The organism is Ramlibacter humi, from assembly GCF_004681975.1.
Classification (GTDB): domain Bacteria; phylum Pseudomonadota; class Gammaproteobacteria; order Burkholderiales; family Burkholderiaceae_C; genus Ramlibacter; species Ramlibacter humi.
In genome coordinates this window covers 166,808-189,540 of record NZ_SMLK01000007.1, presented here as the reverse complement: position 1 = coordinate 189,540, position 22,733 = coordinate 166,808, and the positions used below count along the sequence as shown (strand labels likewise).

At 70.2% G+C, this 22,733-nt stretch carries 26 protein-coding genes and 1 pseudogene; 13 read left to right on the top strand and 14 right to left on the bottom strand.

Annotation, left to right across the window (positions count from 1 at the left end):
* Window positions 1-10: 10 nt before the first annotated feature.
* Entirely contained in the window at window positions 11-1,726 is a 1,716-nt protein-coding gene (locus EZ216_RS18635) for a bifunctional protein-serine/threonine kinase/phosphatase (RefSeq protein WP_135251288.1), read from the top strand.
* 8 nt (window positions 1,727-1,734) lie between these two features.
* On the opposite strand, the gene EZ216_RS18630 is transcribed toward EZ216_RS18635, so the two are convergent.
* Window positions 1,735-2,358, bottom strand: a complete 624-nt coding sequence (locus tag EZ216_RS18630) for a ricin-type beta-trefoil lectin domain protein (protein ID WP_135251287.1) — start codon at window positions 2,356-2,358, stop codon at window positions 1,735-1,737.
* A 159-nt stretch (window positions 2,359-2,517) separates the two neighbouring features.
* Between EZ216_RS18630 and EZ216_RS18625 the strand changes: the two genes are divergently transcribed.
* The 3 genes from EZ216_RS18625 to EZ216_RS18615 all read left to right on the top strand — a co-directional run bounded on the left by EZ216_RS18625 (window position 2,518) and on the right by EZ216_RS18615 (window position 4,669).
* Window positions 2,518-2,979: a hypothetical protein gene (locus tag EZ216_RS18625; RefSeq protein WP_135251286.1), complete on the top strand. Its 462-nt coding sequence runs from the start codon at window positions 2,518-2,520 to the stop codon at window positions 2,977-2,979.
* A gap of 489 nt (window positions 2,980-3,468) precedes the next feature.
* Window positions 3,469-4,320 (top strand): class A beta-lactamase, encoded by an 852-nt coding sequence (gene bla, locus EZ216_RS18620; RefSeq protein ID WP_135251285.1) that lies wholly within the window; start codon window positions 3,469-3,471, stop codon window positions 4,318-4,320.
* Window positions 4,321-4,423: 103 nt separating this feature from the next.
* A complete protein-coding gene (locus tag EZ216_RS18615) occupies window positions 4,424-4,669 on the top strand; it encodes a hypothetical protein (RefSeq protein ID WP_135251284.1) in 246 nt (81 codons plus the stop codon).
* A gap of 119 nt (window positions 4,670-4,788) precedes the next feature.
* Here the strand turns inward: EZ216_RS18615 and EZ216_RS18610 are convergent, their stop codons facing one another.
* The gene (locus tag EZ216_RS18610; protein ID WP_205959706.1) at window positions 4,789-5,475 is read right to left on the bottom strand and encodes an SDR family NAD(P)-dependent oxidoreductase; all 687 of its coding nucleotides are present in this window, start codon (window positions 5,473-5,475) and stop codon (window positions 4,789-4,791) included.
* 93 nt (window positions 5,476-5,568) lie between these two features.
* Here EZ216_RS18610 and EZ216_RS18605 point away from each other — a divergent pair, with 93 nt between their 5' ends.
* The 6 genes from EZ216_RS18605 to EZ216_RS18580 all read left to right on the top strand — a co-directional run bounded on the left by EZ216_RS18605 (window position 5,569) and on the right by EZ216_RS18580 (window position 10,910).
* The gene (locus tag EZ216_RS18605; protein ID WP_135251283.1) at window positions 5,569-6,165 is read left to right on the top strand and encodes a TetR/AcrR family transcriptional regulator; all 597 of its coding nucleotides are present in this window, start codon (window positions 5,569-5,571) and stop codon (window positions 6,163-6,165) included.
* 74 nt (window positions 6,166-6,239) lie between these two features.
* Window positions 6,240-6,944: an SDR family oxidoreductase gene (locus EZ216_RS18600; protein WP_135251282.1), complete on the top strand. Its 705-nt coding sequence runs from the start codon at window positions 6,240-6,242 to the stop codon at window positions 6,942-6,944.
* Entirely contained in the window at window positions 6,941-8,314 is a 1,374-nt protein-coding gene (locus EZ216_RS18595; RefSeq protein WP_135251281.1) for an MATE family efflux transporter, read from the top strand. Before EZ216_RS18600 ends, EZ216_RS18595 begins: the two co-directional genes overlap by 4 nt.
* A 23-nt stretch (window positions 8,315-8,337) precedes the next feature.
* Entirely contained in the window at window positions 8,338-9,027 is a 690-nt protein-coding gene (locus EZ216_RS18590) for a transglutaminase-like domain-containing protein (protein ID WP_135251280.1), read from the top strand.
* Window positions 9,028-9,045: 18 nt separating this feature from the next.
* Complete coding sequence (locus EZ216_RS18585) at window positions 9,046-9,810, top strand: glucose 1-dehydrogenase (protein ID WP_135251279.1); 765 nt, start codon at window positions 9,046-9,048, stop codon at window positions 9,808-9,810.
* Between the two features lie 8 nt (window positions 9,811-9,818).
* The gene (locus EZ216_RS18580; protein ID WP_135251278.1) at window positions 9,819-10,910 is read left to right on the top strand and encodes an L-idonate 5-dehydrogenase; all 1,092 of its coding nucleotides are present in this window, start codon (window positions 9,819-9,821) and stop codon (window positions 10,908-10,910) included.
* Here EZ216_RS18580 and EZ216_RS18575 read toward each other — a convergent pair.
* Complete coding sequence (locus tag EZ216_RS18575; protein WP_275405162.1) at window positions 10,907-12,004, bottom strand: 3-deoxy-7-phosphoheptulonate synthase; 1,098 nt, start codon at window positions 12,002-12,004, stop codon at window positions 10,907-10,909. The genes EZ216_RS18580 and EZ216_RS18575 overlap by 4 nt on opposite strands.
* Window positions 12,005-12,047: 43 nt before the next feature.
* Window positions 12,048-12,344, bottom strand: coding sequence for an acylphosphatase (locus tag EZ216_RS18570; protein WP_135251277.1), 297 nt, complete (start codon window positions 12,342-12,344; stop codon window positions 12,048-12,050).
* Between the two features lie 74 nt (window positions 12,345-12,418).
* Here EZ216_RS18570 and EZ216_RS18565 point away from each other — a divergent pair, with 74 nt between their 5' ends.
* Window positions 12,419-13,417: a Bug family tripartite tricarboxylate transporter substrate binding protein gene (locus EZ216_RS18565; RefSeq protein ID WP_135251276.1), complete on the top strand. Its 999-nt coding sequence runs from the start codon at window positions 12,419-12,421 to the stop codon at window positions 13,415-13,417.
* A gap of 42 nt (window positions 13,418-13,459) precedes the next feature.
* Here EZ216_RS18565 and EZ216_RS18560 read toward each other — a convergent pair whose 3' ends face one another.
* The 10 genes and pseudogenes from EZ216_RS18560 to EZ216_RS18520 form a co-directional block, all read right to left on the bottom strand.
* Window positions 13,460-14,590, bottom strand: coding sequence for a Gfo/Idh/MocA family protein (locus EZ216_RS18560; protein WP_135251310.1), 1,131 nt, complete (start codon window positions 14,588-14,590; stop codon window positions 13,460-13,462).
* Between the two features lie 20 nt (window positions 14,591-14,610).
* Window positions 14,611-15,618 (bottom strand): sugar phosphate isomerase/epimerase family protein, encoded by a 1,008-nt coding sequence (locus tag EZ216_RS18555; RefSeq protein WP_135251275.1) that lies wholly within the window; start codon window positions 15,616-15,618, stop codon window positions 14,611-14,613.
* A 91-nt stretch (window positions 15,619-15,709) separates the two neighbouring features.
* Entirely contained in the window at window positions 15,710-16,678 is a 969-nt protein-coding gene (locus EZ216_RS18550; RefSeq protein WP_135251274.1) for a substrate-binding domain-containing protein, read from the bottom strand.
* A gap of 43 nt (window positions 16,679-16,721) precedes the next feature.
* Window positions 16,722-17,738: an ABC transporter permease gene (locus tag EZ216_RS18545; protein ID WP_135251273.1), complete on the bottom strand. Its 1,017-nt coding sequence runs from the start codon at window positions 17,736-17,738 to the stop codon at window positions 16,722-16,724.
* Window positions 17,719-19,206 carry a sugar ABC transporter ATP-binding protein gene (locus tag EZ216_RS18540; protein ID WP_135251272.1) on the bottom strand — a complete coding sequence of 496 codons (1,488 nt, stop codon included), beginning with the start codon at window positions 19,204-19,206 and terminating at the stop codon, window positions 17,719-17,721. Before EZ216_RS18540 ends, EZ216_RS18545 begins: the two co-directional genes overlap by 20 nt.
* Window positions 19,203-20,372 carry an ROK family protein gene (locus EZ216_RS18535; protein ID WP_135251309.1) on the bottom strand — a complete coding sequence of 390 codons (1,170 nt, stop codon included), beginning with the start codon at window positions 20,370-20,372 and terminating at the stop codon, window positions 19,203-19,205. The genes EZ216_RS18540 and EZ216_RS18535 overlap by 4 nt, the downstream gene beginning before the upstream one ends.
* Window positions 20,373-20,597: 225 nt before the next feature.
* Entirely contained in the window at window positions 20,598-21,257 is a 660-nt protein-coding gene (locus EZ216_RS18530) for a class I SAM-dependent methyltransferase (protein ID WP_135251271.1), read from the bottom strand.
* A 4-nt stretch (window positions 21,258-21,261) separates the two neighbouring features.
* Window positions 21,262-21,381, bottom strand: a pseudogene (locus EZ216_RS21865) (siderophore-interacting protein); the annotation flags it as partial.
* Window positions 21,382-21,396: 15 nt separating this feature from the next.
* Window positions 21,397-21,627, bottom strand: coding sequence for a hypothetical protein (locus tag EZ216_RS21860; protein WP_239024434.1), 231 nt, complete (start codon window positions 21,625-21,627; stop codon window positions 21,397-21,399).
* 56 nt (window positions 21,628-21,683) lie between these two features.
* Window positions 21,684-22,058, bottom strand: coding sequence for a response regulator (locus tag EZ216_RS18520; RefSeq protein WP_135251270.1), 375 nt, complete (start codon window positions 22,056-22,058; stop codon window positions 21,684-21,686).
* 140 nt (window positions 22,059-22,198) lie between these two features.
* On the opposite strand from EZ216_RS18520, the gene EZ216_RS18515 reads away from it, so the two are divergent.
* Together EZ216_RS18515 and EZ216_RS22110 are read left to right on the top strand one after the other, a co-directional pair.
* Window positions 22,199-22,384: a ribbon-helix-helix protein gene (locus EZ216_RS18515; RefSeq protein ID WP_135251269.1), complete on the top strand. Its 186-nt coding sequence runs from the start codon at window positions 22,199-22,201 to the stop codon at window positions 22,382-22,384.
* A 70-nt stretch (window positions 22,385-22,454) separates the two neighbouring features.
* On the top strand, window positions 22,455-22,733 hold the full coding sequence (locus EZ216_RS22110; RefSeq protein ID WP_439126745.1) for a ribbon-helix-helix protein: 279 nt from the start codon (window positions 22,455-22,457) through the stop codon (window positions 22,731-22,733).

The following is a 22,733-nucleotide window of genomic DNA, read 5'->3' as shown; positions in this document are numbered from 1 at the left end:
AGGCGCTTCCTTGCTGAAGGTCCGCGTCGGCCAATACTCCGGCGCGGGCCGCCAGCCCGCCAACCAGGACTTCTGCGGCGCCACCGCTCCGGGTGGCGCGCCGCTTTCCACCAAGGGCGTGGCCGTCGCACTGGCCGACGGCATCGGCAGCAGCGAGTTCGGCCGCCTGGCCAGCCAGGCGGCGGTGAGCGGCTTCCTCGAGGACTACTACTGCACGTCGGATGCGTGGTCGGTGAAGCACTCCGCCGAGCGCGTGCTGGCCGCCACCAATTCCTGGCTGTTCGCGCAGACGCAGCAGGGCGCGGGCCGCTGGGACAAGGACCGCGGCTGGGTGTGCACCTTCAGCGCGCTGGTGGTTCGCTCGCGCACCGCGCATCTCTTCCACGTCGGCGACGCGCGCGTCTGGCAGGTGCAGGGCGCGACGCTGGAGCAGCTGACCAACGACCACCGCGTGCACGCCGGCGGCGGCCGCAGCTACCTGGGCCGCGCGCTGGGCGTGGCAGGGCAGGTGGAGATCGACTACCGCAGCCTGCCGCTGGCCGAGGGCGACACGTTCGTGCTCACCACCGACGGCGTGCACGAGCACGTGCGGGCGGAGGCCATCGCCGCCGCGATCGCGGAACACGCCGACGACCTCGATGCGGCCGCACGTGCGGTGGCGCAAGTGGCCGAGGCGGCGGGCAGCGAAGACAACCTCACCGTGCAGGTGGTGAGCATCGAGCAGTTGCCTGCGGCTGACCGCGGCGAACTGCATCGGCTGGCCAACGAGCTGCCGCTGCCGCCGCCTCTCGCGCCGCGCATGGACTTCGAAGGGCTGCGCATCGTGCGGCAGCTACATGCTTCCAGCCGCAGCCATGTGTGGCTCGCGGTGGACGAGCAGACCGGCGAACGCCTGGCGCTGAAGGCGCCCTCCACCGAAGCCGGCGCCGACGCGCGCTGGCGCGAGCGCTTCCTGCTGGAGGAGTGGGTGGCGCGGCGGGTGGACAGCCCGCACCTGCTGAAACCGCGCGGCACTGCCATGCCGCGCCACTCGCTGCACGTCGCCTTCGAGTACCTGGAAGGCGCGACGCTGGCGCAGTGGATGGTGGACCATCCGCGCCCGCCGCTGGACGCGGTGAGGGCAGTCGTCACGCAGCTTGCACGCGGCCTGCGCGCGCTGCACCGCCTGGAGATGTTCCACCAGGACCTGCGGCCCGAGAACGTGATGGTCGATGCCACCGGCACCGCGCGCATCATCGATTACGGCGCGGTGCGGGTGGCCGGCATAGCCGAGGAGAACGATCCCGTGCCGCCCGGCACGCTGCAGTACATGGCGCCGGAATGCCTGCGCGGCGCGCCGGGGTCGGCCCGCGCCGACCTGTACTCGCTGGCGGCCATCGCCTACCAGATGCTGTCGGGCCGGCTGCCTTACGGCGTGGAGATGGCGCGCGAACGCAGCGAAGCCGCGCAGCGCCGCATGCGTTACCGCCCGCTGGCGCTGCTGCGGCCTGACGTGCCCGCATGGGTGGATGAAGCGCTGGAGAAGGCGCTGCATCCCGACGCGTTCAAGCGATTCGACGACACGGCCGAATTCGTCCATGCGCTCGGGCAGCCCGCGCCGGGTTCGCGCGCGCGGCGGCGGCTGCCGCTGGCCGAGCGCAATCCGCTGCTGTTCTGGAAAGCGGTGTCGCTGCTGCTGGCAGTGGCCTGCGTCGCGCTGCTGGGGCTGCGCGCGTCAGGCCACTGAAGCGCGGGTCAGTTCCCGCCGCCCTGCGCAACGATGTTGCCGCCACCCTGGGCGACGATGTTCCCACCGCCTTGCGCGACGATGTTGCCGCCGCCTTGCGCCACGATCTTGCCGGTGGACGTGCTGATCACCGTGCCGGGTGCGGCGGACGTGGCGTTCTTCAGGAACTCGGCACGCACCTGCGGGTTGGCGATCTTCGCGGCCGCGGCCTGCGCGGTCTCGGTGTAGTGCGAACGCCATTGCTGGTTGACCGCGCCGGTGCAGTCCCAGGCCAGCACCGGCACGCCTGCGCCGCCGCGGTTGCCCTGCACGTCGGCGCACCAGCCGCCTTCGTTCTTCAGGCGGCCGCCGCTCAGCGACCACTTCTGCGGCTGGTCGCCCTTGCAGGCCTCCCACGTCAGCGGCGCGTGCGCGGCGCGGCCGGTGAGGCAGCGGCCGTTCACCTGGATCGTGCCGTAGCCCGAGAACCCCTGGATCGGCGCCTGTCCCTGCCAGTTGGCGGTCACCGCCGAATTGCCGCTCATGTGCAGCATGTAGCCGCTGGACGACGAGATGTAGTTGACCGGTCCGCCCGCGTGCGCGGTGGCGGCGGCAAAGGCAAGGAGTGCGATGGAAGAGGCGAGGGAACGCATGCTGCGGGTACTCCAGTGATTCCGCCCCGGCGCGGTGGCACCGTGCCGCCGCTCGCCGTTGACGCCAAACCAAAGTAGCACGCGAACGTTACCGAGTGTTTCAGGACCAACCCTTTGGTCGAGGGGGCAGCCTGAGGTCAGGGGTAAGTCTGGACCAGCATGGAAGGCTTTCGCATGGATGGGCTGCCGGGGCGCATGTCACGAGTTCACACGTTCGCGGCGCCGCGTGCCTACGATGCATTCATGCCGGCAACGTTGCACAGCTTCTTCCTGGCGATCCGTCCCTCCGGTCGCAAGGTGGCGATCGGCGCTTGCGCGGCCGCCGCCGCGGCGACCGGCGCCTTCCTCGCCGTCGAGAAGATGGCTGCCGAGCCGCCGACACTGGAGGCGCTGGTGACGGCACGACCCGCGCGTCAGCTGTCGCCGCAGGATCTCTGCGTCGAAGGCGCGCTCATGACGTACGACGTGCAGTGGGCGGCCGCTTGCAGCCGCCTGGCCGAGAGTGGCCAGTCCGACGGTTACGCCGAATGCGACCTGCCGCCGCAGGAGTCGGAGCGCATCAACCAGCAGCTGCAGCAGGCCGAGCGGCAATGCGCGGCGGACTGGGCGCGGGTGCGCTGAACGTTCATCGGCAGCGCTCGTCAGCAAAAGGCGCGGTCGAGGGCGCGGGTGCGGGCGCGGCGGGTGGCGCCTGGCGCGGCCTCATGCTCCAGCGGCCGTGCTTCGCTGGCGCTCGCACAGGCTTCCCGCCGAATCGGCCGGGCCCGGGACGGCCGGCGCAACTCGTTGCGAGCTGCGCTCGCCACTCAGACACTCACCGGAGCCAGAGGACAGTCGCATGCTGCGCTCACGCGCAGCACGCTGTCCCGGGCCCGGCCGATTCGGCGGCGCTTCCGAAATCGGCCGCGCCAGGCGCCACCCGCCGCGCTGGGACCAGCGTGCGGGTTCGAAGAAGGCATTCCACCTGCAGCGCGCGGCCCCTCAACGGCGTCATTCCCGCGAAGTGTTTGAGCGCGACAGCGCTCAAACATCGCCGGAGAATGAGCCCAGGCCGGGCACCGCCTGGCGCGAGGGCGCAGCCGCCACCTTCAACGAAAACAGGATGAACCAATGAACCGGCGTGATTTCCACCAGTTGCTCGCCACGCTGCCGGCACTGAGCGCGCTGCCCGCCTGGGCACAACAGAAAAACGGTGACCCCTGGGCCGCGATCGAGGCCAGCGCCAGGGGCCGTTTGGGCGTGGCCGTGATGCAGGCCGACGGCTCGGTGCACGGCCACCGCCTGGACGAACGCTTCCCGATGTGCAGCACCTTCAAGTGGCTGGCCGCCGCGCACGTGCTGCGGCGTGTGGACCGGGGCCAGGAGCGGCTGGACCGCCGCATCCGCTACGGACGCGAAGTGCTCAAGCCTCATTCGCCGATCACGCGGCAGCAAGTGGGTGAGGGCATGACGCTGGGCGAGCTTTGCCACGCGACCATCACCGTCAGCGACAACGCCGCGGCCAACCTGATCCTCGGCACGTTCGGCGGGCCGCAGGGGCTGACGCGTTTCGCGCGCGGACTGGGCGACAAGGCGACGCGGCTCGACCGCTGGGAGCCGGAACTGAATGAGGCCAGGCCCGGCGATCCTCGCGACACGACCTCGCCGCGGGCGATGGCAGGCCTGTTGCACGCGACGCTGGTGGGCGACGCGCTGTCACCACGCAGCCGCGAGCAACTGGCCGCGTGGCTGCAGGCCACCACGACCAACGGCCAGCGCCTGCGCGCGGACCTTCCCGCGGGCTGGCGCATGGGCAGCAAGACGGGCACCGGCGCGCGCGGCACGACGAACGACGCCGGCATCTTCTGGCCGCCCGGGCGGCCGCCGGTGATCGTGGCCGTGTACCTGACGCAAAGCGATGCGCCGGAAGCGGCGCGCAACGGGGCGGCGGCGCAGGTGGCCCGGTGGGTGACGGGCCGCTGAAGCGGGCGCGCGCTTGATCAGTTCGCGCGTAAGGGCGCTGTCCTACCCGCGTTTGGGAAACTTTCACATTCGCGGTATGCGGCGCCATTCATAACATGCGCCCATGCCAGCCGCCGCCAGCACCGAATCCCTCCAGCCGGGCCACGCCTACCTCGACGCGCACGGGCGCCATTGGGAGATCGAGGCGATCGGCAAACGGGAAGACGGCTCGATCGGGTTCGTGCGCGTGCTGCTGGCATTCCCCACCGCGCAGACGCCCAACGCCCACCTGGTGATGACGACGCAGGAGTTCGACCTGCTGCTGCAGCGCTCGGGCATGCGAAGGGCACGAAACCATGGATCCCACTAAGCTGGCCAGCTGGCTGTTGTTCCTGGCGCTGCTGGCGGTGGTCGCCACCTGACAACGGCGGCACCGTCATCGCGGCGCAGGCCTTGATCTGGCCGCAGGACGGCAACGCGTCCTGAAGTTCAGGTTCGGCCCGTCACCGGCAGCAGCGCGCCCGTGACGGCGCCCGCATCCGCCGACATCAGGAAAGCGATCACGCGCGCGATCTCCACCGGCTGTACCCAGCGGCTGAAGTCGGCCTGGGGCATGTCGGCGCGGTTCTGCGGCGTGTCGATGATGCTGGGCAGGACGGCGTTGACGGTGATGCCGTCCAGCTTCAGCTCGTCGGCCAGCGCTTCGGTCAGCCGCATCACGCCGGCTTTCGACGCGGCATAGGCGCCCATCCCGGACGCGCCCTTCACCGCGCCCATGGCGCCGACGTTGACGATGCGGCCCGCGCCCGACTTCTTCAGGTGCGGCAGCGCGGCCTTGCACGCGTTGGCGCAGGTGCGCAGGTTCAGCGCGTGCATCCTGTCGAATTCCGAAAGGTCCGCGCTCTGCGCCAGCGTCTGCCAGCGGAACCCGCCGGCGACGTTGGCCAGCGCGTCGATGCGGCCGAAATGTGCGGCAACCTCCTCGACCGCGCGCGTGGCGTCGGGCAGCGACGTCAGGTCGGCCTTGAAGGCGCGTCCGCCCGCGGGGAAGGCACTGTCGGCGTGGTGGTCGATGAGGGCGACGCGTGCGCCGCGCGCGGCGGCTTCGTCCACTACCGCACGGCCCAGCTGGCCGGCGGCGCCGGTGACGATGACGACCTGGTCCTTCAACTGCATGGCGGTGCTCCTGGATCGGCCGCCATCTTCGCAAACCCGCCGAATGCCCGCACGAATATGACGATCATCATATTCGCGGCTACAGTGGCGGCCATGGACACGGCGCCCACCCGCAAGCAGCTGACCCACGACCGCATCGTGCGCACCGCCGCGCATGCCATCCGCGGCGCGGGCTTCGCCGGCATCGGCGTGGCCGACGTGATGAAGCGCGCCGGCCTCACGCACGGCGGCTTCTACGCCCACTTTCCCTCGCGTGACGACCTGCTGGCCGAAGCGCTGGAGCAGGCCGGCCACGACAGCCGCGAAAGGCTGAAGGCCGGCATGGAAGCTTCCGTCGCCAAGGGCCACAGCCGTTTCCGCGCGCTGGTGGACAACTACCTGGCCGACCGCCACCTGCGCTCGCCCGACACCGGCTGCCCGGTGGCGGCGCTGGGCTCCGAGATGCCGCGGCAGACGGCGCAGGTGCGCGACGCCGCCGTGGTGCGCGTCGAGGCGCTGCTGTCCGGCGTGGCCGATGCGCTCGGCCCCAAGGCGCCGGCTGGAGCCGCCGGCGTGGTGGCCGGCCAGCTGGTCGGCACGCTGCAGCTGGCGCGCACGCTGGGCGACAACGCCCGCGGCCGCGCGCTGCTGGTCGCCACGCGGCGCTCGCTGCTCGAGCAATTCGATTCCCCTCCCGCCCGGAAACGCTGACGCGTCCCATCGACGCACCGCGCCCGATTCCTTCGACCTGAAATATGACGACCGTCATATCCCTGGAGACCGCCATGCAGCTGAAAGACAAGACCCTTCTCATCACCGGTGCCAACCGCGGCATCGGCCTGGCGTTCGCGCGCGAGGCGCTGGCCCGTGGCGCGAAACGCGTCTATGCCGCCGCGCGGGACCCTGGCACGGTGACGCTGCCCGGCGTCGTGCCCATCCGGCTGGACGTGAACGACGCGGAGCAGGTCGCGGCCGCCGCGCGCGAGTGCGGCGACGTGCAGATCCTGGTGAACAACGCCGGCATCGCCACGGCCGGCGGCTTCCTGGCCGAAGGCGCCATCGATTCGGCGCGGCGCCAGCTGGAGACCAACTTCTTCGGCACCCTCCGCATGGCGCAGGCCTTCGCGCCGGTGCTGGCGCGCAACGGCGGCGGCGGCGCCATCCTCAACGTGCTGTCGATCGCCAGCTGGATCAACCGGCCATTGCTCGGTGTGTACGGCGCCACCAAGTCGGCGGCGTGGGCGTTGACCAACGGCCTGCGGCACGAACTGCGCGGGCAAGGCACCAGGGTCGCGGGCATGCACATGGGCTTCGTGGACACGGACCTCACCAGGGGGCTGGACGCGCCCAAGTCCACGCCGCAGGACATCGTGCGCCGGGCGTTCGACGAATTCGAGGCGGGCGCCGAGGAGATCATCGCGGACGACCTGACGCGGCAGGTGAAGCGCAGCCTGTCGTCGGAGCAGCCCGCGTACCTGGCGGCCGCATGAACACGGCCACGATGGTCGCGGCCGCCACCACCGCCGCGCCCACGCAGCGCATGCTGCACGGCGCGGTGGTGCCCACGCTGATGCGGCTGTCCACGCCCAACGTGGTGGGCCTGTTCGCCAGCACGGTGGTGATCGGCTACGACGGTTTCATCCTCGGCCGCCTGGGGTCCGAGGCGCTGGCCGGTGTCGCGCTCGTGCTGCCGCTCGCGATGTTGATGCTGCAGATGTCCGCGGGCGGCATGGGCGCCGCCACCACCGGCGCGGTGGCGCGCGCGCTGGGTGCGGGCGACCGCGCGCTGGCCTCGCGCCTGGCGCAGCACGCGATGCTGATCGCCATCGCCGCTTCGCTGCTGTTCACCGTGCTGGGCACCAGCGGCGTGGTGTTCACGGCGATGGGCGGCCGCGGCTCCGTGCTGGAGACGGCCGGCCGCTATGCGGGCGTGCTGTTCGGCGGCGCGGCCGTCGTGTGGCTCACCAATGTGATGGCGGGCATCGTGCGCGGCACGGGCGAGATGCTGGCCGCGGCGCTGGCGCTGCTCACCACGACGGCGGTGCACCTGCTGCTGTGCCCCGCGCTCGTGTTCGGCGCCGGACCTTTGCCCGCGCTGGGGGTGGCCGGCGCGGCCACCAGCACGCTGGTCTCCAACGGCGTCGCGGGCATCGGGCTCGCCTTGTGGCTGTCGCGTCGCGCCGGCGCGGTGGACATCCTGCGCACGCGCTGGAACCTGGACCGCGAGCTGTTCCACCGCATCCTGCGCGTAGGGCTGCCCGCTTCCCTGAGCCCGGTGATCAGCAACACCTCCATCGCGCTGGCGACCGCGTGGATGGCGGCGTTCGGTCCCGCGGTCGTGGCGGGTTACGGCATCGCCGCCCGGCTGGAATACATCCTGGTGCCCATCGCCTTCGGCGTCGGCAGCGCGCTGACAGCGATGGTCGCCACCAATCTCGGCGCGGGACAGTCCGTGCGTGCGAAGCAGGTGACGTGGCTCGGCTCCGCGCTGGTGTTCGCCATCACGGGAGCGATCGGCGCGTGGGCGGCCCTCTTCCCGGCGGCGTGGATGAACCTGTTCACCAACGACGCGGCGATCCGCGGCGCGGGCACCGGCTACCTGCGCGTGGTGGGCGCCTGCTACGGCTTCTTCGGCCTGGGCCTCGCGCTGTTCTTCGCGTCCCAGGGCGCGGGGCGGTTGCTGTGGCCGCTGGTGGCGACGGCCACTCGCATGGCCGTGGTGGCCACGGGCGGCTGGCTGGCCGTGCGCGGGCTCGCCGCGCCTTCCATGCCGGCGCTGACCGCCGTCATCGCGGTGAGCTTCGCCGCGATGGGGTTGACGGTGGGCATCGCCACCGCGCGCAGCGACTGGAGCCGGTAGGCGGCTTGCGCCACACTACGGCGATGACGTTCGAATATTCCCCCTTCGGCTGGCCCGAACCCGGTGCCGCGTGGCTGGAGGCCACGGAGTTCCTCGACCACGAACATCCCGCGGTGCGGGCTTTCGCCCACGACGCCGTGGGTGACGCGCGCGGCACGCGTGAGAAGGCGGTGCGGCTCTTCGACGCGGTGCGCGACCGCATCCGCTACGACCCGTACCACATCCGGATGAAGCCCGAGTGGTTCCGTGCCAGCACGGTGCTGCAGGACGGGCGCGCGTTCTGCATTCCCAAGGCCGTGCTGCTGGCGGCGGCGGCGCGTGCCGTCGGCATCCCCAGCGCGGTGGGCCTGTCGGACGTGACCAACCACCTCAACTCACCCAAGCTGCGCGAGCGCATGGGCGGACGCGAGATCTTCCTGGACCACGGCTGGGCCGCGCTGTGCATCGACGGCAAGTGGCTCAAGGCTTCGCCCGCGTTCAACGCCGAACTGTGCGCCCGCATGAAAGTGCCGCCGACCGACTTCGACGGCGAACACGACGCGGTGCTGCAGGCCATGGATGCGCAGGGCCGCCAGCAGATGACCTACCTGCGCGACCACGGCGTCTGGTCGGACCTGCCGTACGAACGCATCCGCCTCGACTTCGAGGGCTACTACCCCGGCTCGCTGTGGCTGGCCGGCCCTTCGGCCACGGAGTTCGGCGCCGGGAACTGAAGCACCTATCATGGGCCGATGAGCTTCCCACTCTTCGACCTGACAGGGCGCACGGCGCTCATCACCGGCTCCAGCAAGGGCATCGGCTTCGCGCTCGCGCAGGCGCTGGCGCAAGCGGGCGCCCGCGTGGTGCTCAATGCGCGCGATGCGGTGAAGCTGGAGGAAGCGCGCGCGGCGCTCGCGGCCCAGGGCCACGACGTGCGCGCCGCCGCCTTCGACGTCACCGACGAAGCCGCGGTGGAGCAGGGCGTGGCGCGGATCGAAGCCCAAGGGCCGATCGACATCCTGGTGAACAACGCCGGCATGCAGCACCGCTCGCCGTTCGCGGAGTTCCCGGTGGACGCGTGGCGCCGGCTGTCGTCCACCAACATCGACAGCGTGTTCCTCGCCGGCCGCGCGGTGGCGCAGCGCATGATCCCGCGCGGCAGGGGCAAGATCATCAACATCTGCTCGGTGCAGAGCGAACTGGGCCGCCCCGGTATCGCGCCTTACGCCGCCACCAAGGGCGCGGTGAAGATGCTCACCAAGGGCATGGCCATCGACCTGGGCCGCTTCGGCATCCAGGTCAACGGGCTGGGGCCCGGCTACTTCAAGACCGAGCTGACGCAGGCGCTGGTGCAGGACGCCGCGTTCACCGACTGGCTGTCGAAGCGCACGCCCGCGGGCCGCTGGGGCGAGGTGCACGAGCTGGCCGGCGCGGCCATCTTCCTGGCCAGCGACGCTTCCAGCTTCGTCAGCGGCCACATCCTCTACGTCGACGGCGGCATCACCGCCAGCCTGTGAGGTCCGCGATGCAAGACGAAGGCAAGCCGCTGCAGCAGGCGAATCGGCTGACGTGCCCGTGCGTGGTGATCCACGCGCCGCACGACCTGCGCGTGGACGAACGCGAAGTGGAACCGCTGGGTCCCGGGCAGGTGCGCGTGCAGGTCGGCTACGGCGGCATCTGCGGGTCGGACCTGCACTACTACCATCAGGGCGGCTTCGGCACGGTGCGCATCAAGCGGCCGATGACGCTGGGGCACGAGGTGGCGGGCACGGTGATCGCGGTCGCCGGCGGCGTGACGCGCGTGCGCGTGGGGGATCGTGTGGCGGTGAATCCCAGCCGCCCCTGCGGCCGTTGCAGATACTGCCTGGAAGGCTTGCCCAACCAGTGCCTGGACATGCGCTTCTACGGCAGCGCGATGCGCGACCCGCACGTCGAAGGTGCTTTTCGCGCGGTGCTGACGTGCGACGCGGTGCAGTGCGAAGCCATCGCCAGGGGTGTGGCCCTGCAGCACGCGGCGCTGGCGGAACCGTTCTCCGTCGCGCTGCACGGCGTGTCGCGCGCCGGTCCGTTGCTGGGCAAGAAGGTGCTGGTGTCCGGTTGCGGCCCCATCGGCGCGTTGTCCGTCGCCGCCGCGCTGGTGCACGGCGCCGCCGAGATCACCGCCGTCGACCTCACGGACGAGACGCTGGCCATCGCGCGGGCGATGGGGGCGCACCACACCATCAACGCGGCCAGCGAACCGGATTGGCCGCAGCGCTTCAGCGCCGACAAAGGCACCTTCGACGTGATGCTGGAATGCAGCGGCAGCGAACGTGCGCTGCGGGCCGGGCTGGACGCGATGCGCCCCCGCGGCACGGTGGTGCAGCTGGGCCTGGGCGGCGACGTCAGCCTGCCGCAGAACCTGGTGGTGGCGAAGGAGCTGACCGTGTGCGGCAGCTTCCGCTTCCACGCGGAGTTCGCGCTGGCCGTGCGCCTGATCAACGAAGGCCGCGTCGACATGAAGCCGATGGTGACCGGCGCCTTCCCGATCGCGAAGGCCCGCGAGGCTTTCGAGCTGGCCAGCGACCGCAAGCGGGCGATGAAGGTGCTGCTCGCGTTCGACGAAGCGGCGGCTTAAGCGCGCGCGCCGCGCACCGCCGCGGCCAGCTCGCGCAGCACCGTCCCGGTCTCCTCCCAGCCGATGCAGCCGTCGGTGATGGACACGCCGTGCGCCAGCGGCACGCCGGGCTTCAGGTCCTGCCGCCCCGCCTGCAGGTGGCTTTCGATCATCACGCCCAGGATGCGTTTCTCGCCCGCCGCGATCTGCTTCGCGACGTCGCGCGCCGCTTCGCTTTGCCGGCGATAGTCCTTCTGTGAATTCGCGTGCGAGCAGTCGACCATCACGCGCTGCGTGACGCCGCTTTTTGCCAGGCGCGCGCAGGCCGCCTCGATGTCGGGGGCCGAGTAGTTGGGCCCGCCGGTGCCGCCGCGCAGGATGATGTGGCAGTCGTCGTTGCCCGCGGTTTCGAACACCGCGGCCACGCCCATCTTGGTCATGCCCATGAACGCGTGCGGCGCGCGGCAGGCCACCAGCGCGTCGGCCGCCATCTGCACGCCGCCGTCGGTGCCGTTCTTGAACCCGATGGGGCAGCTCAGGCCGGAAGCCAGCTGGCGGTGGCTGGGGCTTTCGGTGGTGCGCGCGCCGATGGCGCCCCAGCTCACCAGGTCGGCGATGTATTGCGGGCTCAGCAGGTCCAGGAACTCGGTGCCGGCGGGCACGCCCAGCTTCTGCAGGTCCAGCAGCAGCGACCGCGCGCGGCGCAGGCCTTCGTTGATGCGGAAGCTGCCGTCCAGGCGGGGGTCGTTGATGAAGCCCTTCCAGCCGACGGTCGTGCGCGGCTTCTCGAAATAGACGCGCATGACGACGAACAGGTCGTCCTTCAGCTCGGCCGCCAGGGCGCGCAGCTTGTGCGCGTACTCGATGGCCTGGGCCGCGTCGTGGATGGAGCAGGGGCCCACCATGGCCAGCAGGCGGTGGTCGCGGCCGTGCACGATGTCCGCGGCCTGCTTGCGGCTGCGCTCGACGAAGTCCTGCACGGCGGTATCGGCGGGCATGTCGTCCTGCAGCAGGGCGGGCGAGATGAGCGGGCGTACCTCGCGGATGCGCACGTCGTCCAGGCGTGTGGACTGCGGCATCTCCTCGGCACCCTCGGGGCGAAAGGCGTGTTCCATGGGGACGAAGTATCGCCTGCGGCCACGTGGGCCTTCGGCCGCTTCAGATCGTGGGCCGCTGCTCGAAGCCGTCCAGGTGGGGAACGGGCGGGGCGTCGAGCACTTCCAGCTGGTCCACTTGCGCGGAGGGCACCTCGTCGCGCATCCACGCGCACATCTGTTCGACATGCGAGGCGGGGCCTTGCAGCAGGGCTTCGACGGTGCCGTCGCCGCGGTTGCGCACCCAGCCGAGAAGGCCCAGCGCCCGGGCATGCTGCACGCAGGCCCAGCGGTAGCCCACGCCTTGCACGAGGCCGTGCACGCGGACGAGCCGGGTGGCGCTGGTTTCGGCGGCGGACATGGGCCGCCACTTTAATCCCGCAGCGCGGATGCGCGGATACATGAGCTTTGCAGGCGCGCGGGACAATCGCGCGCATGCAGCCCATCCACTGTCTTGATCGCCGGCGCGTGCTGGCGCAACTCGCGGCGCTGCCGCTTGGCGCGGCCGGCGCTGCTTTTGCGCAAGCCTGGCCGGCGCGCCCCATCCACCTGATCGTGCCGTTCACGCCGGGTGGCTCGGCCGACGTGCTGGGCCGCGCCATCGGCCAGGAATTGGGGCGCGCGCTGCGCCAGCCGGTGGTCATCGACAACGTGCCCGGCGCGGGTGGCTCCATCGCCGGCGAGCGCGCGGCCAAGTCGCCGGCCGACGGCTACACGCTGTTCATGGGCCACACCGGCACGCTGGCGGCCAATCCCTCCCTCTACCCGAAGCTGGGCTACGACCCGCTCAAGAGCTTCACGCCGGTGGCGTGGGTCGCGCGCGTGCCCAACGTGCTGGTGGTCAATGCGGCCGTGCCCGCGAAGACGCTGCGGGAACTGGTGGCGCTGGCGAAGGCGAAACCGGGCAGCCTGGCCTACGGCTCGGGCGGCAACGGCAGCGCCGCGCACATGACGATGGAGTACTTCAAGGTACAGACGGGCAGCTCGTTCCTGCACATCCCGTACCGCGGCACCGCGCCTTCGGTCACCGACCTGCTGGCCGGCCAGGTGCAGGTGCTGTTCACCGGCGCGCCCGCGCTGCTGCCGCACATCAAGTCGGGCCGCATGCGCGCGCTGGCCGTGTCCAGTCCGAAGCGCCTGCCGCTGCTGCCGGACGTGCCGGCCGTTGCCGAGAGCGGCGTGCCCGGCACCCAGGGCTTCGAGGCGGACCAGTGGTACGGCATCGTCGCGCCCGCGGGCACGCCGGCCGATGTCGTGGCCTTGCTGAACAAGCAGGTGAACGACGCGCTGGGCTCGGAGGAGGTGCGCAGCCGGCTGGCTTCCGAAGGCGCGGAGCCCACGCCGGCGACGCCGCAGGCTTTCGGCGAGCTGATCGCGCGCGAGATCCCGCGCTGGGGCCGCGTGGTGAAGGCGGCGAAGATCACGCTGGACTGAGCGCCGGTGGTGGGTGCCGGGTCAAGCCCGGCATGACAACACTCACCGCAGCGGCGTCCACTTCGTTTCGCTCTTCGCGGAAGCCAGCACGGCTTCGAGGAACTCGACACCGCGCACGCCGGCTTCGATGCCGGGGAAGTCGGCGTCGATGGGATCGGCCGGTTGCCCCGTCTCGCGCGCGCGCACCGCGGCGGCGATGCCCAGGTAGACGTTGGCGAAAGCCTCCAGAAAGCCTTCCGGATGCCCCGGCGGGATGCGGCTGGCGCGGCGCGCGGCTTCGCACAGCCAGGGCGCGTTGCGCGTCAGCACGCGCGGCGGGCCGTCGATGGGGCTGTGCAGCAGGCGGTTGGGTTCTTCCTGGTGCCATTCCAGCGTGCCCTGCGTGCCGGACACACGCAGGCGCAGGCCGTTCTCCACGCCCGCCATCACCTGCGACGCGGACAGGATGCCGCGCGCGCCGCCTTCGAAATGCATCAGCACCGCGGCGTCGTCGTCCACCGCGCGGCCCGGCACCAGCGTGCCCAGGTCGGCGCAGAGGCGCTCCAGCTTCAGGCCGGTGACGGTGGCCACCAGGTTCTCGGCATGCGAGCCGATGTCGCCGATGGCGCCACCCGGGCCGCCGCGCGAGGGGTCGGCGCGCCACTCGGCCTGCTTGTTGCCGCTGGTTTCCTCGGCGGTGGACAGCCAGCCCTGGTGGTATTCGACGTGCACCTTGCGCAACGTGCCGAGCGTGCCCGCGCGGATCATCTCGCGCGCCTGCCGCACCATGGGGTAGCCGGTGTAGTTGTAGGTGACGCCGAACACCACGCCGCTCTTCACGACGGCCTGCGCCAGTTCGCGCGCCTGCGCGCCGGTCTGCACCAGGGGCTTGTCGCAGGCCACGTTGAAGCCGGCTTGGACGAAGGCCATGGCCACCGGGTGATGCAGGAAGTTGGGCGTGACGATGCAGACCAGCTGCGCGCGTTCGGACACGTCGCGCTTCAACTCGTCCGCCAGCAGCGTGCGCCAGTCGGCGTGGTTGCGGTCGTCGCGCAAGCCCAGTTCACGGCCCGAGGCGCGCGACTTTTCCGGCGTCGACGAGAGCGCGCCGGCGACCATCTCGAACTGGCCGTCCAGCGCCATCGCCTTGCGGTGCACCGCGCCGATGAAAGCGCCCTGGCCGCCGCCGACCATCGCATAGCGGATTCGGGAGCTCACTGGTTCTCCCGCGCGAACACCGCGTCGAAGGCGCCGGCCGCGGCGGGGAAGTCCAGGCGCTTGCAGAACGCGGCGCTTTCGGTGGCGCCGTGCACGCGGTCCATGCGGCTGTCTTCCCATTCCACCGACAGCGGGCCGGCGTAGCCGGCGTCGTTGAGCGCGACGATGATGGCTTCGAAGTCCACCATGCCGCGGCCCACGCTGCGGAAGTCCCAGAAGCGGCGCGCGTCGCCGAAGCTGGTATGGCCGCCGAACACGCCGACCGTGCCGTCGCCCTTGCCCCACCAGACGTCCTTCATGTGGGCGTTGTAGATGCGGTCCGGGAAGGTGCGGATGAACTTCACGTAGTCCACGCCCTGGTAGGCCAGGTGGCTGGGGTCGAAGTTGAAGCCGAAGCGCTGGTGGCCCTTCACGGCTTCGATCGCGCGCTGGCTGCTGGCGATGTCGAACGCGATCTCCGTCGGGTGCACTTCCAGCGCGAAGTTGACGTCCGACTTCTCGAAGGTGTCGAGGATGGGCGTGAAGCGCCTGCCGAAGTCGGCGAAACCCTTGTCCCAGAAGTCCTGCGAGGTGGGCGGGAAGGCGTAGGTCGCGTGCCAGATCGAGGAGCCGGTGAAACCGGTGACGGTCTTCACGCCGAACTTCTTCGCCGCGCGAGCGGTGTCCGACAACTCTTTCGCCGCGCGCTGGCGCACGCCTTCAGGATCGCCGTCGCCCCACACGTGCTGGGGCAGGATGGACTGGTGGCGCTCGTCGATCAGGTCGCACACGGCCTGGCCGACCAGGTGGTTGCCGATGGCCAGGGAAGTGAGGCCATGCTCTTCCAGCAACGCCCACTTGTCGCGCACGTAGCTGTCGCTGGCGAGGGCTTCCTGCACGTTGAAGTGGTCGCCCCAGCAGGCCAGCTCCAGGCCGTCGTAGCCCATGCGCCTGGCGAGCGGCGCGAGTTCGGCGAGGGGGAGGTCGGCCCACTGGCCGGTGAAGAGGGTGACGGGTCTGGGCATGTCGTCTCCAGCGAAGATGGGTTGGGGTCAGGGCGCCATGCGTGCCCTCACCCCAACCCTCTCCCAGGGGGAGAGGGAGGAAGACAGGAACTCAGAAAGGAGAGTTCGGGAAGTAGAACTCCTTGGCGTTCTGCTTGGTGATCAGCACCGACGGGACGATGTTGGTCGCCGGCAGCTTCTGGCCCTTCAGCCGCGCCTCGCCGGTCATCTTGATGGCGTCGTACATGAACTTGGGCGAGTAGGACACGTTGGCCTGGATCAGCGGGTCGCTGCCGTCCATCAGGGTCTTGATCGCGCCCTTGGCGCCCGCGCCGCCGAACACCAGCTTGATGTCCTTGCGCTTGGCCTGGTCGATGGCCTTGAGCACGCCCACGGCCATGTCGTCGTCGGCGGCCCAGATCGCGTCGATGTGCTTGAAGCGCGTCAGGAAGTCCTGCGTCACCTTGAACGCGTCGTCGCGGTTCCAGTTGGCGTGCTTGGCGTCCAGCAGCTTGATGCCGGGATAGTTCTTCATCACGGCGTTGAAGGCGTCCATGCGCTCGTTGTCCAGCGTGGTCGGGATGCCGCGCAGCGCGACGATCTCGCCCTTGCCGCCCAGCGCCTTGGCGATGTACTCGGCGGGGATTTTGCCGAACGCGGTGTTGTCGCCGGACACGTAGGCGTCCTGCGCGCTGGTGTCGGTCAGGCCGCGGTCGACCACGGTGACGTACACGCCTTTGGCCTTCACCTGCGCCACCGGCTTGGTCAGCGCGGCCGACTCGAACGGGAACACCACCAGCGAGGTGATCTTGTTGACCGTCACCAGGTCCTGCAGCTGGTTGGCCTGCTCCGAAGCGTCCTTGGCCGTCTTCACGATCACCTGGATGTTCGGGTTGTTCTTCTCCAGGTCCTTCTTCGCCTCGTTGGCCCAGTACACGGCGCCGGCCATGAAGCTGTGCGTGGCGGCGGGCATGGAAACGCCCAGCACCTCCTTCTTGGCTTGCGCCATCGCGGGGATGGCGGCGGCGGCCAGCGCCAGGGTTGCGGCGGCCACGGCCAGCCGGCGGGTCACTCGTTGCATCTTTGTCTCCTTGGATGGGTGTGTCAGCGGGGGAAGGAACTGTTCATCGCCGGCCCCGCTGGAGGAAAGCCACGGCGATGATCACGAAACCCTGCACCGCCGCGTTGAGGTACACGCTGATGATGCTGGTGAGGTTCAGGATGTTGCTGATGACCGAGAGCAGGATCGCGCCCACCACGGTGCCGGTGATGCTGCCCGCGCCGCCCTTCAGCGCGGTGCCGCCCACGATGACGGCCGCGATCGCCTCCAGCTCCCACAGCAGGCCGGTGGTCGGCGAGGCCGATCCCAGGCGCGGGACATACAGGAGCGTCGCGATGCCCACGCAAAGGCCCAGCAGCACGTAGGTGAGGATCTTCACCTTGTCCACGTCGACGGCGGCGTAGCGCGCCACCTGCTCGTTGCTGCCGATGGCCTGCACGTAGCGGCCGTAGGCGGTGCGGTTGAGGATGAAGCCGCCGAGCACCGCCACCAGCCCGAAGAACCACACGGGGACCGGCAGGCCGAGCAGGCTGCCGTAGTACACCGGGGCGTAGACGTCGGCCAACGCGTTGTCCAGCGTGATGGCGCCGCCGTCGGCGAAGTAGGTGAGGTACGCGCGGAAGATGCCCAGCGTGCCCAGGGTCACGATGAAAGGCTCGATGCGCCCCTTGGTGATCAGCAGCCCGTGCGCCAGCCCGAACGCGGCGCCCAGGACGAGCGCCAGCGCCATGCCGAGCGCCACCACCAGCACGGGCGAGGATGCCATCGACTGCCCCAGCCAGTTCATCAGCAGGATCACGCAGCCCGCGATCAGCGCCGCCATCGACCCGACGGACAGGTCGATGCCGCCGGAGATGATCACGAAGCACATGCCCACCGCGATGATCCCGATGAAGGCGGTGCGCGTCAGCACGTTCAGCGCGTTGCCCCAGGTGGCGAAATCGCCGTTCAGCGCCGTGCCCGCGATGCACAGCAGCACCAGGCCCAGCACCGGCCCCATGCCGTGCAGGCGGCCCCACCAGGGCCGGCGGGCCTGGTGCCGCGGCGATGCCGTGGCGGCGTCAGCGTGTTCCGGTGGCATGGCCGATCAGCTCCTCTTCGTTCAGTTGGGCGCGGTCCAGCGTGGCGGTGATGCGGCCGGCGCGCATGACGGCCACGCGGTGGCACAGCCCGATCAGCTCCGGCAGTTCGGAGGAGATCACCACCACCGCGCGGCCCTGCGCGGCGAGCCTGTGCACCAGGAAGTAGATGTCGCGCTTGGCGCCCACGTCCACGCCGCGCGTGGGTTCGTCCAGCACCACCACGCGCGGGTCGGTGTGCAGCACCTTGGCCAGCGCCAGCTTCTGCTGGTTGCCGCCCGAGAGCTGCGACGCACGCGCGTCGAGGTCGCCGGTACGGATGCCGAATTCATCGACCGCCTGCTTCAGCGCCTGGCGCTCGGCCGCGGGCGAGAGGAAGGGCCGCAGGTAGCGGCGCAGGTTCATCAGCGTCAGGTTTTCGGCGAGACCGAAGTGCACGTGCAGGCCCTTGCCCTTGCGGTCTTCGCTCAGGTAGGTGAGGCCCGCGTCCGCTGCGTCGCGCGGATTGCCGGGACGCACGTTGCGCGAGACGATCTCGATGGCATCGGCCTGGCAGCGGCGCAGCCCGAGCAGGCCTTCGAACAGCTCGGTGCGGCCCGCGCCTACCAGGCCGGCGAAGCCGAAAATCTCGCCCGCGCGCACCTCGAAGCTGGCCTGCGAAGCCCAGCCTTCGACGCTGAGGTTGCGCACGCGCAGCAGCACGGGGGCGCCGGCCGGCACCGGGTCCAGCGGCGGGAACAGGTCGGCGAGCTCGCGGCCCACCATCAGGTTGGCCATCTCGCGGCGCGGTACTTCCCGCGTGGGGCGCCGTGTGACGAATCGGCCGTCGCGCATCACCACGATGTCGTCGGTGATGCGCTCCACCTCGTCCAGCTTGTGCGAGATGTAGACGATGGTGGTGCCCGCCGCCTTCAGCCGCGCCATCAGCGCGAACAGGCGCTCGGTCTCGCCGGGCGTCAGCGTCGCGGTGGGCTCGTCCATGATCAGCAGGCGCGCGTTGCGTGCCAGGGCGCGGGCGATCTCCACCAGCTGCTTCTCGGCGACGATCAGGTCCCGCACGCGCGTGGCGGGCGAAGCCTGCAAGCCGACTTCGGCGAGCACGCGCTGCGCTTCCCGCGCCATGGTTTCGTCGTCCAGCAGCCAGCCGCGCTTTTTTTCGTGGCCGAGGAAGATGTTCTGCGCGATGGTCAGGTCTTCCGCCAGGTTGAATTCCTGGTGGATCAGCACGATGCCGCGCTGCTCCGCTTCGCGCGACGTGGCCAGCTGGACCGCTTCGCCGCCGACGCGCAGCGTGCCGCTCGTGGGCTGTTCGTAGCCCGCCAGGATCTTCATCAGCGTGGACTTGCCCGCGCCGTTCTCGCCCAGCAGGCCGTAGATGCGCCCAGGCTCCAGCGCGAAGCTCACGCCGTGAAGAACCTCCACCGGGCCGAAAGCCTTGCGGATGTCCTCGAAGGCCACGGCCAGGCTCATGCGGGAGCTCCCGAGAGACGCAGTGCTTCCTGCATCGCCAGCACGCCGGTGCCGGTGACGCCCGCGTGCGTGCCCAGCGGCGTGTACTGGATCTCCAGATGCCGCGTGGAAAGCGCCAGCGAGCGGTGATACACGCTCTGTCGCACCGACGCGAGGAACAGCGGCCCCACCTGCGTGACGCCGCCGCCGATGAACACGTGCGATGGGTTGAAGAAGTTCACCACCGACGCGAGCATCTGGCCCACCAGGCTGCCCGCGCGCTGGATGATGGCGTTGGCCGCGGCGTCGCCGTTGCGGCTGGCCTGGCCGACGTCCGCCGCGGTGAGCCGGCCGGTGGCACGCAGCGCTTCGGCCAGCGAGCGGCTCTCGCCACGTTCCGCGGCCTGCTGCGCCATGGCCGCGATGGCGGGGCCGGCGGCCATGGCTTCCAGGCAGCCGACGTTGCCGCAGTGGCAGCGCGGCCCGGCCTGGTCGACGCAGATGTGGCCCACGTCGCCGGCCGAGCCGTTGGCGCCGCGGTAAACCTCGCCGTGGCACACGATGCCGCAGCCGATGCCGGTGCCCACCTTGATCACCAGGAAGTTCTGCAGGCTGCGTTGCAGCCGCCACAGTTCTCCCAGCGCCATGAGGTTGACGTCGTTGTCGACGAACACCGGCGCGTCGAAAGCCTCGCCCAGGTAGTCGCGGATGGAGAAGGCGTCCCACTCGGGCATGAGCGGCGGGTTCACCAGCTGGCCGCTGGCGAAGTCCACCGGGCCGGGCACGCCCAGGCCGATGGCGATCACCTGCCTGGGCGACAGCCCGTTCATGGCGAGCAGTTCGCGCATCAACTGCCGCACGCGCGCCAGCACCACGCCGGGACCCGCGCGCACGTCGGCTTCTTCCGAACGGCTGGCGATGATGCGCAGGTCGGGCCGCATCACGGCGACGTCGAGGCTGGTGGCGCCGAGGTCGGCGCCGATCACCACGCCCAGTTCGCCCGCGAGCTGCAGCGTCTCGGGCCGGCGGCCGCCGGACGAAGCCTGCAGCCCGGCCTCCTGCACCAGGCCCTGTTCGATCAGCCCCGCGATCAGGCTGTTGGCCTTGGTGCGCGAATAGGCGAGGCGGCTCGCCAGGCCCGTGCGCGAAGTGGCCGCCGACCAGAACACGGTCTGCAGCACTTCCATTTCCGCGGTGGACAGTCCGTCCCAGGCGGGCACCTGTCGTCTCCTTTTTGTCTTGCCTCAAGTGACAGCGCATGCATCGTAGGCAGGCTGACTTCGGCCCGACAAGCGCGAACTTCGAACGTCTTCAGTTCAAAGTCAGGCCGGAGACGGGAAAAAGAATTCTTAAGGCCTCGCTTTCGCCTGCGTTGCCGCGGCTCTGCGAGAAAACCCCTAGGCGTTCTCGGCTCAGCGCTTGCGGGCCAGGGTGATGCCGTCGCTGATGGGCAGAAGCGAGATGTCGACGCGTTCGTCGCGGTGAAGCTTGTCGTTCAGCGCCTGGATGGCGCGGACGTCGGCATGCGTGGACGGCCGCGCCACATCGCCGTTGCGCAGCATGTTGTCCAACAGGACAAGGCCGCCGGGCCGCAGCAGTTGCAGCACCGCTTCGTAGTACGCGTCGTAGCCGGTCTTGTCGGCGTCGATGAAGGCGAAGTCGTAGCGGCCCGCCTCGCCGGCCGAGAGGCAGGCGGCGAGGGTCTGCGAAGCGGGCGCGATGCGCAGGTCGATCTTGTGGGCGACGCCGGCGCTTTGCCAGTGCGGGCGGCCCTGGGCGACGTCCTCATCGGAGATGTCGCAAGCCAGGAGGCGGCCGTCTTCGGGCAGTGCCAGCGCGACGGCCAGCGCGCTGTAGCCGGTGAACACGCCGATCTCGATCGCGCGCCGTGCGCCCACCAGTTTCGCGAGCAGCGCCATGAACTGGCCTTGCTCGGGCGAGATCTGCATGCCGCGGTGCGGGTGGTGGCGCGTCGCTTCGCGGATGGCCGCCAGTTGCGGATGCTCGCGCAGCGAGTGGTCCAGCACGTAGCCGTACAGCGTGTCGTCGAGATTGAGCGTGCGGATGCTCATGCGCCTACTCCAGGTTTTCGTGGTGGCCCGCGGCGCCCAGCTTCCAGTACGCCGCGATGCGCGCGGCTTCGCGCGGGTGGCCCTTCTCGTTCAGCAAGACGTCGCGCAAGCGCTTCATCACCGCGCCTTCGCCGGCGCATCAGGCGTAGCCTTCGCCCTCGGGCAATTGCAGTGCCTGCACGGATCGCACCAGTGCTTCGGGCGTGTCGACCCACTCCAGGTCGAGCGAAGCGGCCGTGGGCAGCGCGCGGCCGGCGAAGGTGACGGCCGTAAAGCCGGGGCTGAGGTGTTCGACGCGCGCGACGGCCACGTCGCGGCGCTTGAGTTCGTGGCGCACGCGCTGGATGCGGCGGGCGGCTGTGGTTTCCAAAGCGCTTCCCGCATCCGCGCCAACCTCGAAGCGGAGCGCGGCGAAAGCTGACTGCCTCAGCCGGCGGAAATCTCTTCCAGCAGTTCCTGTAGTTGCTGCAGGTCGAGCGGCTTGGCGAAGTGCCGCACGAAGCCGGCTTCCTTGCCGCGCGCCACGGCCGCCGGGTCGGCGTAGCCGGACAGCGCCACCAGCACGGTCTGCGGCACCTCGTCGCGGATGGCTTCGGCGGCCAGGTAGCCGTTCAGTCGCGGCATGCCGATGTCCAGGATGGCCAGGTCGGGCCGGACGCGGCCGGCGGCTTCCACCGCTTCCTGGCCGTCGGCCACCTGGCACACCGAATGCCCATCCATCTCCAGCAGGACCCGCAGCGTGTCGGCGGCATCGCGGTTGTCGTCGGCGACCAGGATGTTCAGGGGGCGCAAAGCGGGCACGCCCCCATTCTAGGGAGGCGGCATCTTGGATGTGCCTTGGATGTGCCAGCGCCGCTTCGGCAACGCCATCGGTTGCATTTCGGATGCGCCACTGTTGAGTTGGTCATTACAATGACATTACCCTACGCCGCGCCGTACCCATGTCCACCAAGCCCGCCGCCCGCTTCACCTTCCTGCTCGATCCCGAGCTGAAGCAGCAGTTCGAGGAGCTCTGCGCCTCGCAGGACATCACGCCTTCCCAGCTGATGCGCCAGATGATCAAGGCGCAGCTGCAGCAACATGCCAGGCCCGCGCGCCCGGCGCTCGCGCGCAAGACTAAAGGCTGACATTCCCCGCGCGCTTGGGGCGCAGTCCTGATCCGATTAGAATCGGATTAACATTTGCGCTGCGCCCCGAATGGAACTCAAGACTGCCCGGATCACGGTCCTGCTCGACCCCACGCGAAAGCGTGAGTTCGAAAGGGTCTGCCGCGAGAACGACATGACGCCGTCGCAGGTCATGCGCCGCCTGATCCGCGAGTACATGGACCGCTTCGAGCCGGCGCCCCGCCTGCTGGCCAAGGTCCCCAAGGCGCCCAAGGCAGGCAGCACCGCCCGGCTCGTGAAGGCCGCCCGCGCGCGCAAGCAGGCCGCGGCGCCCGCGCCCAAGCCGGCCCGCCGCGCCGCGGGCCGCTGA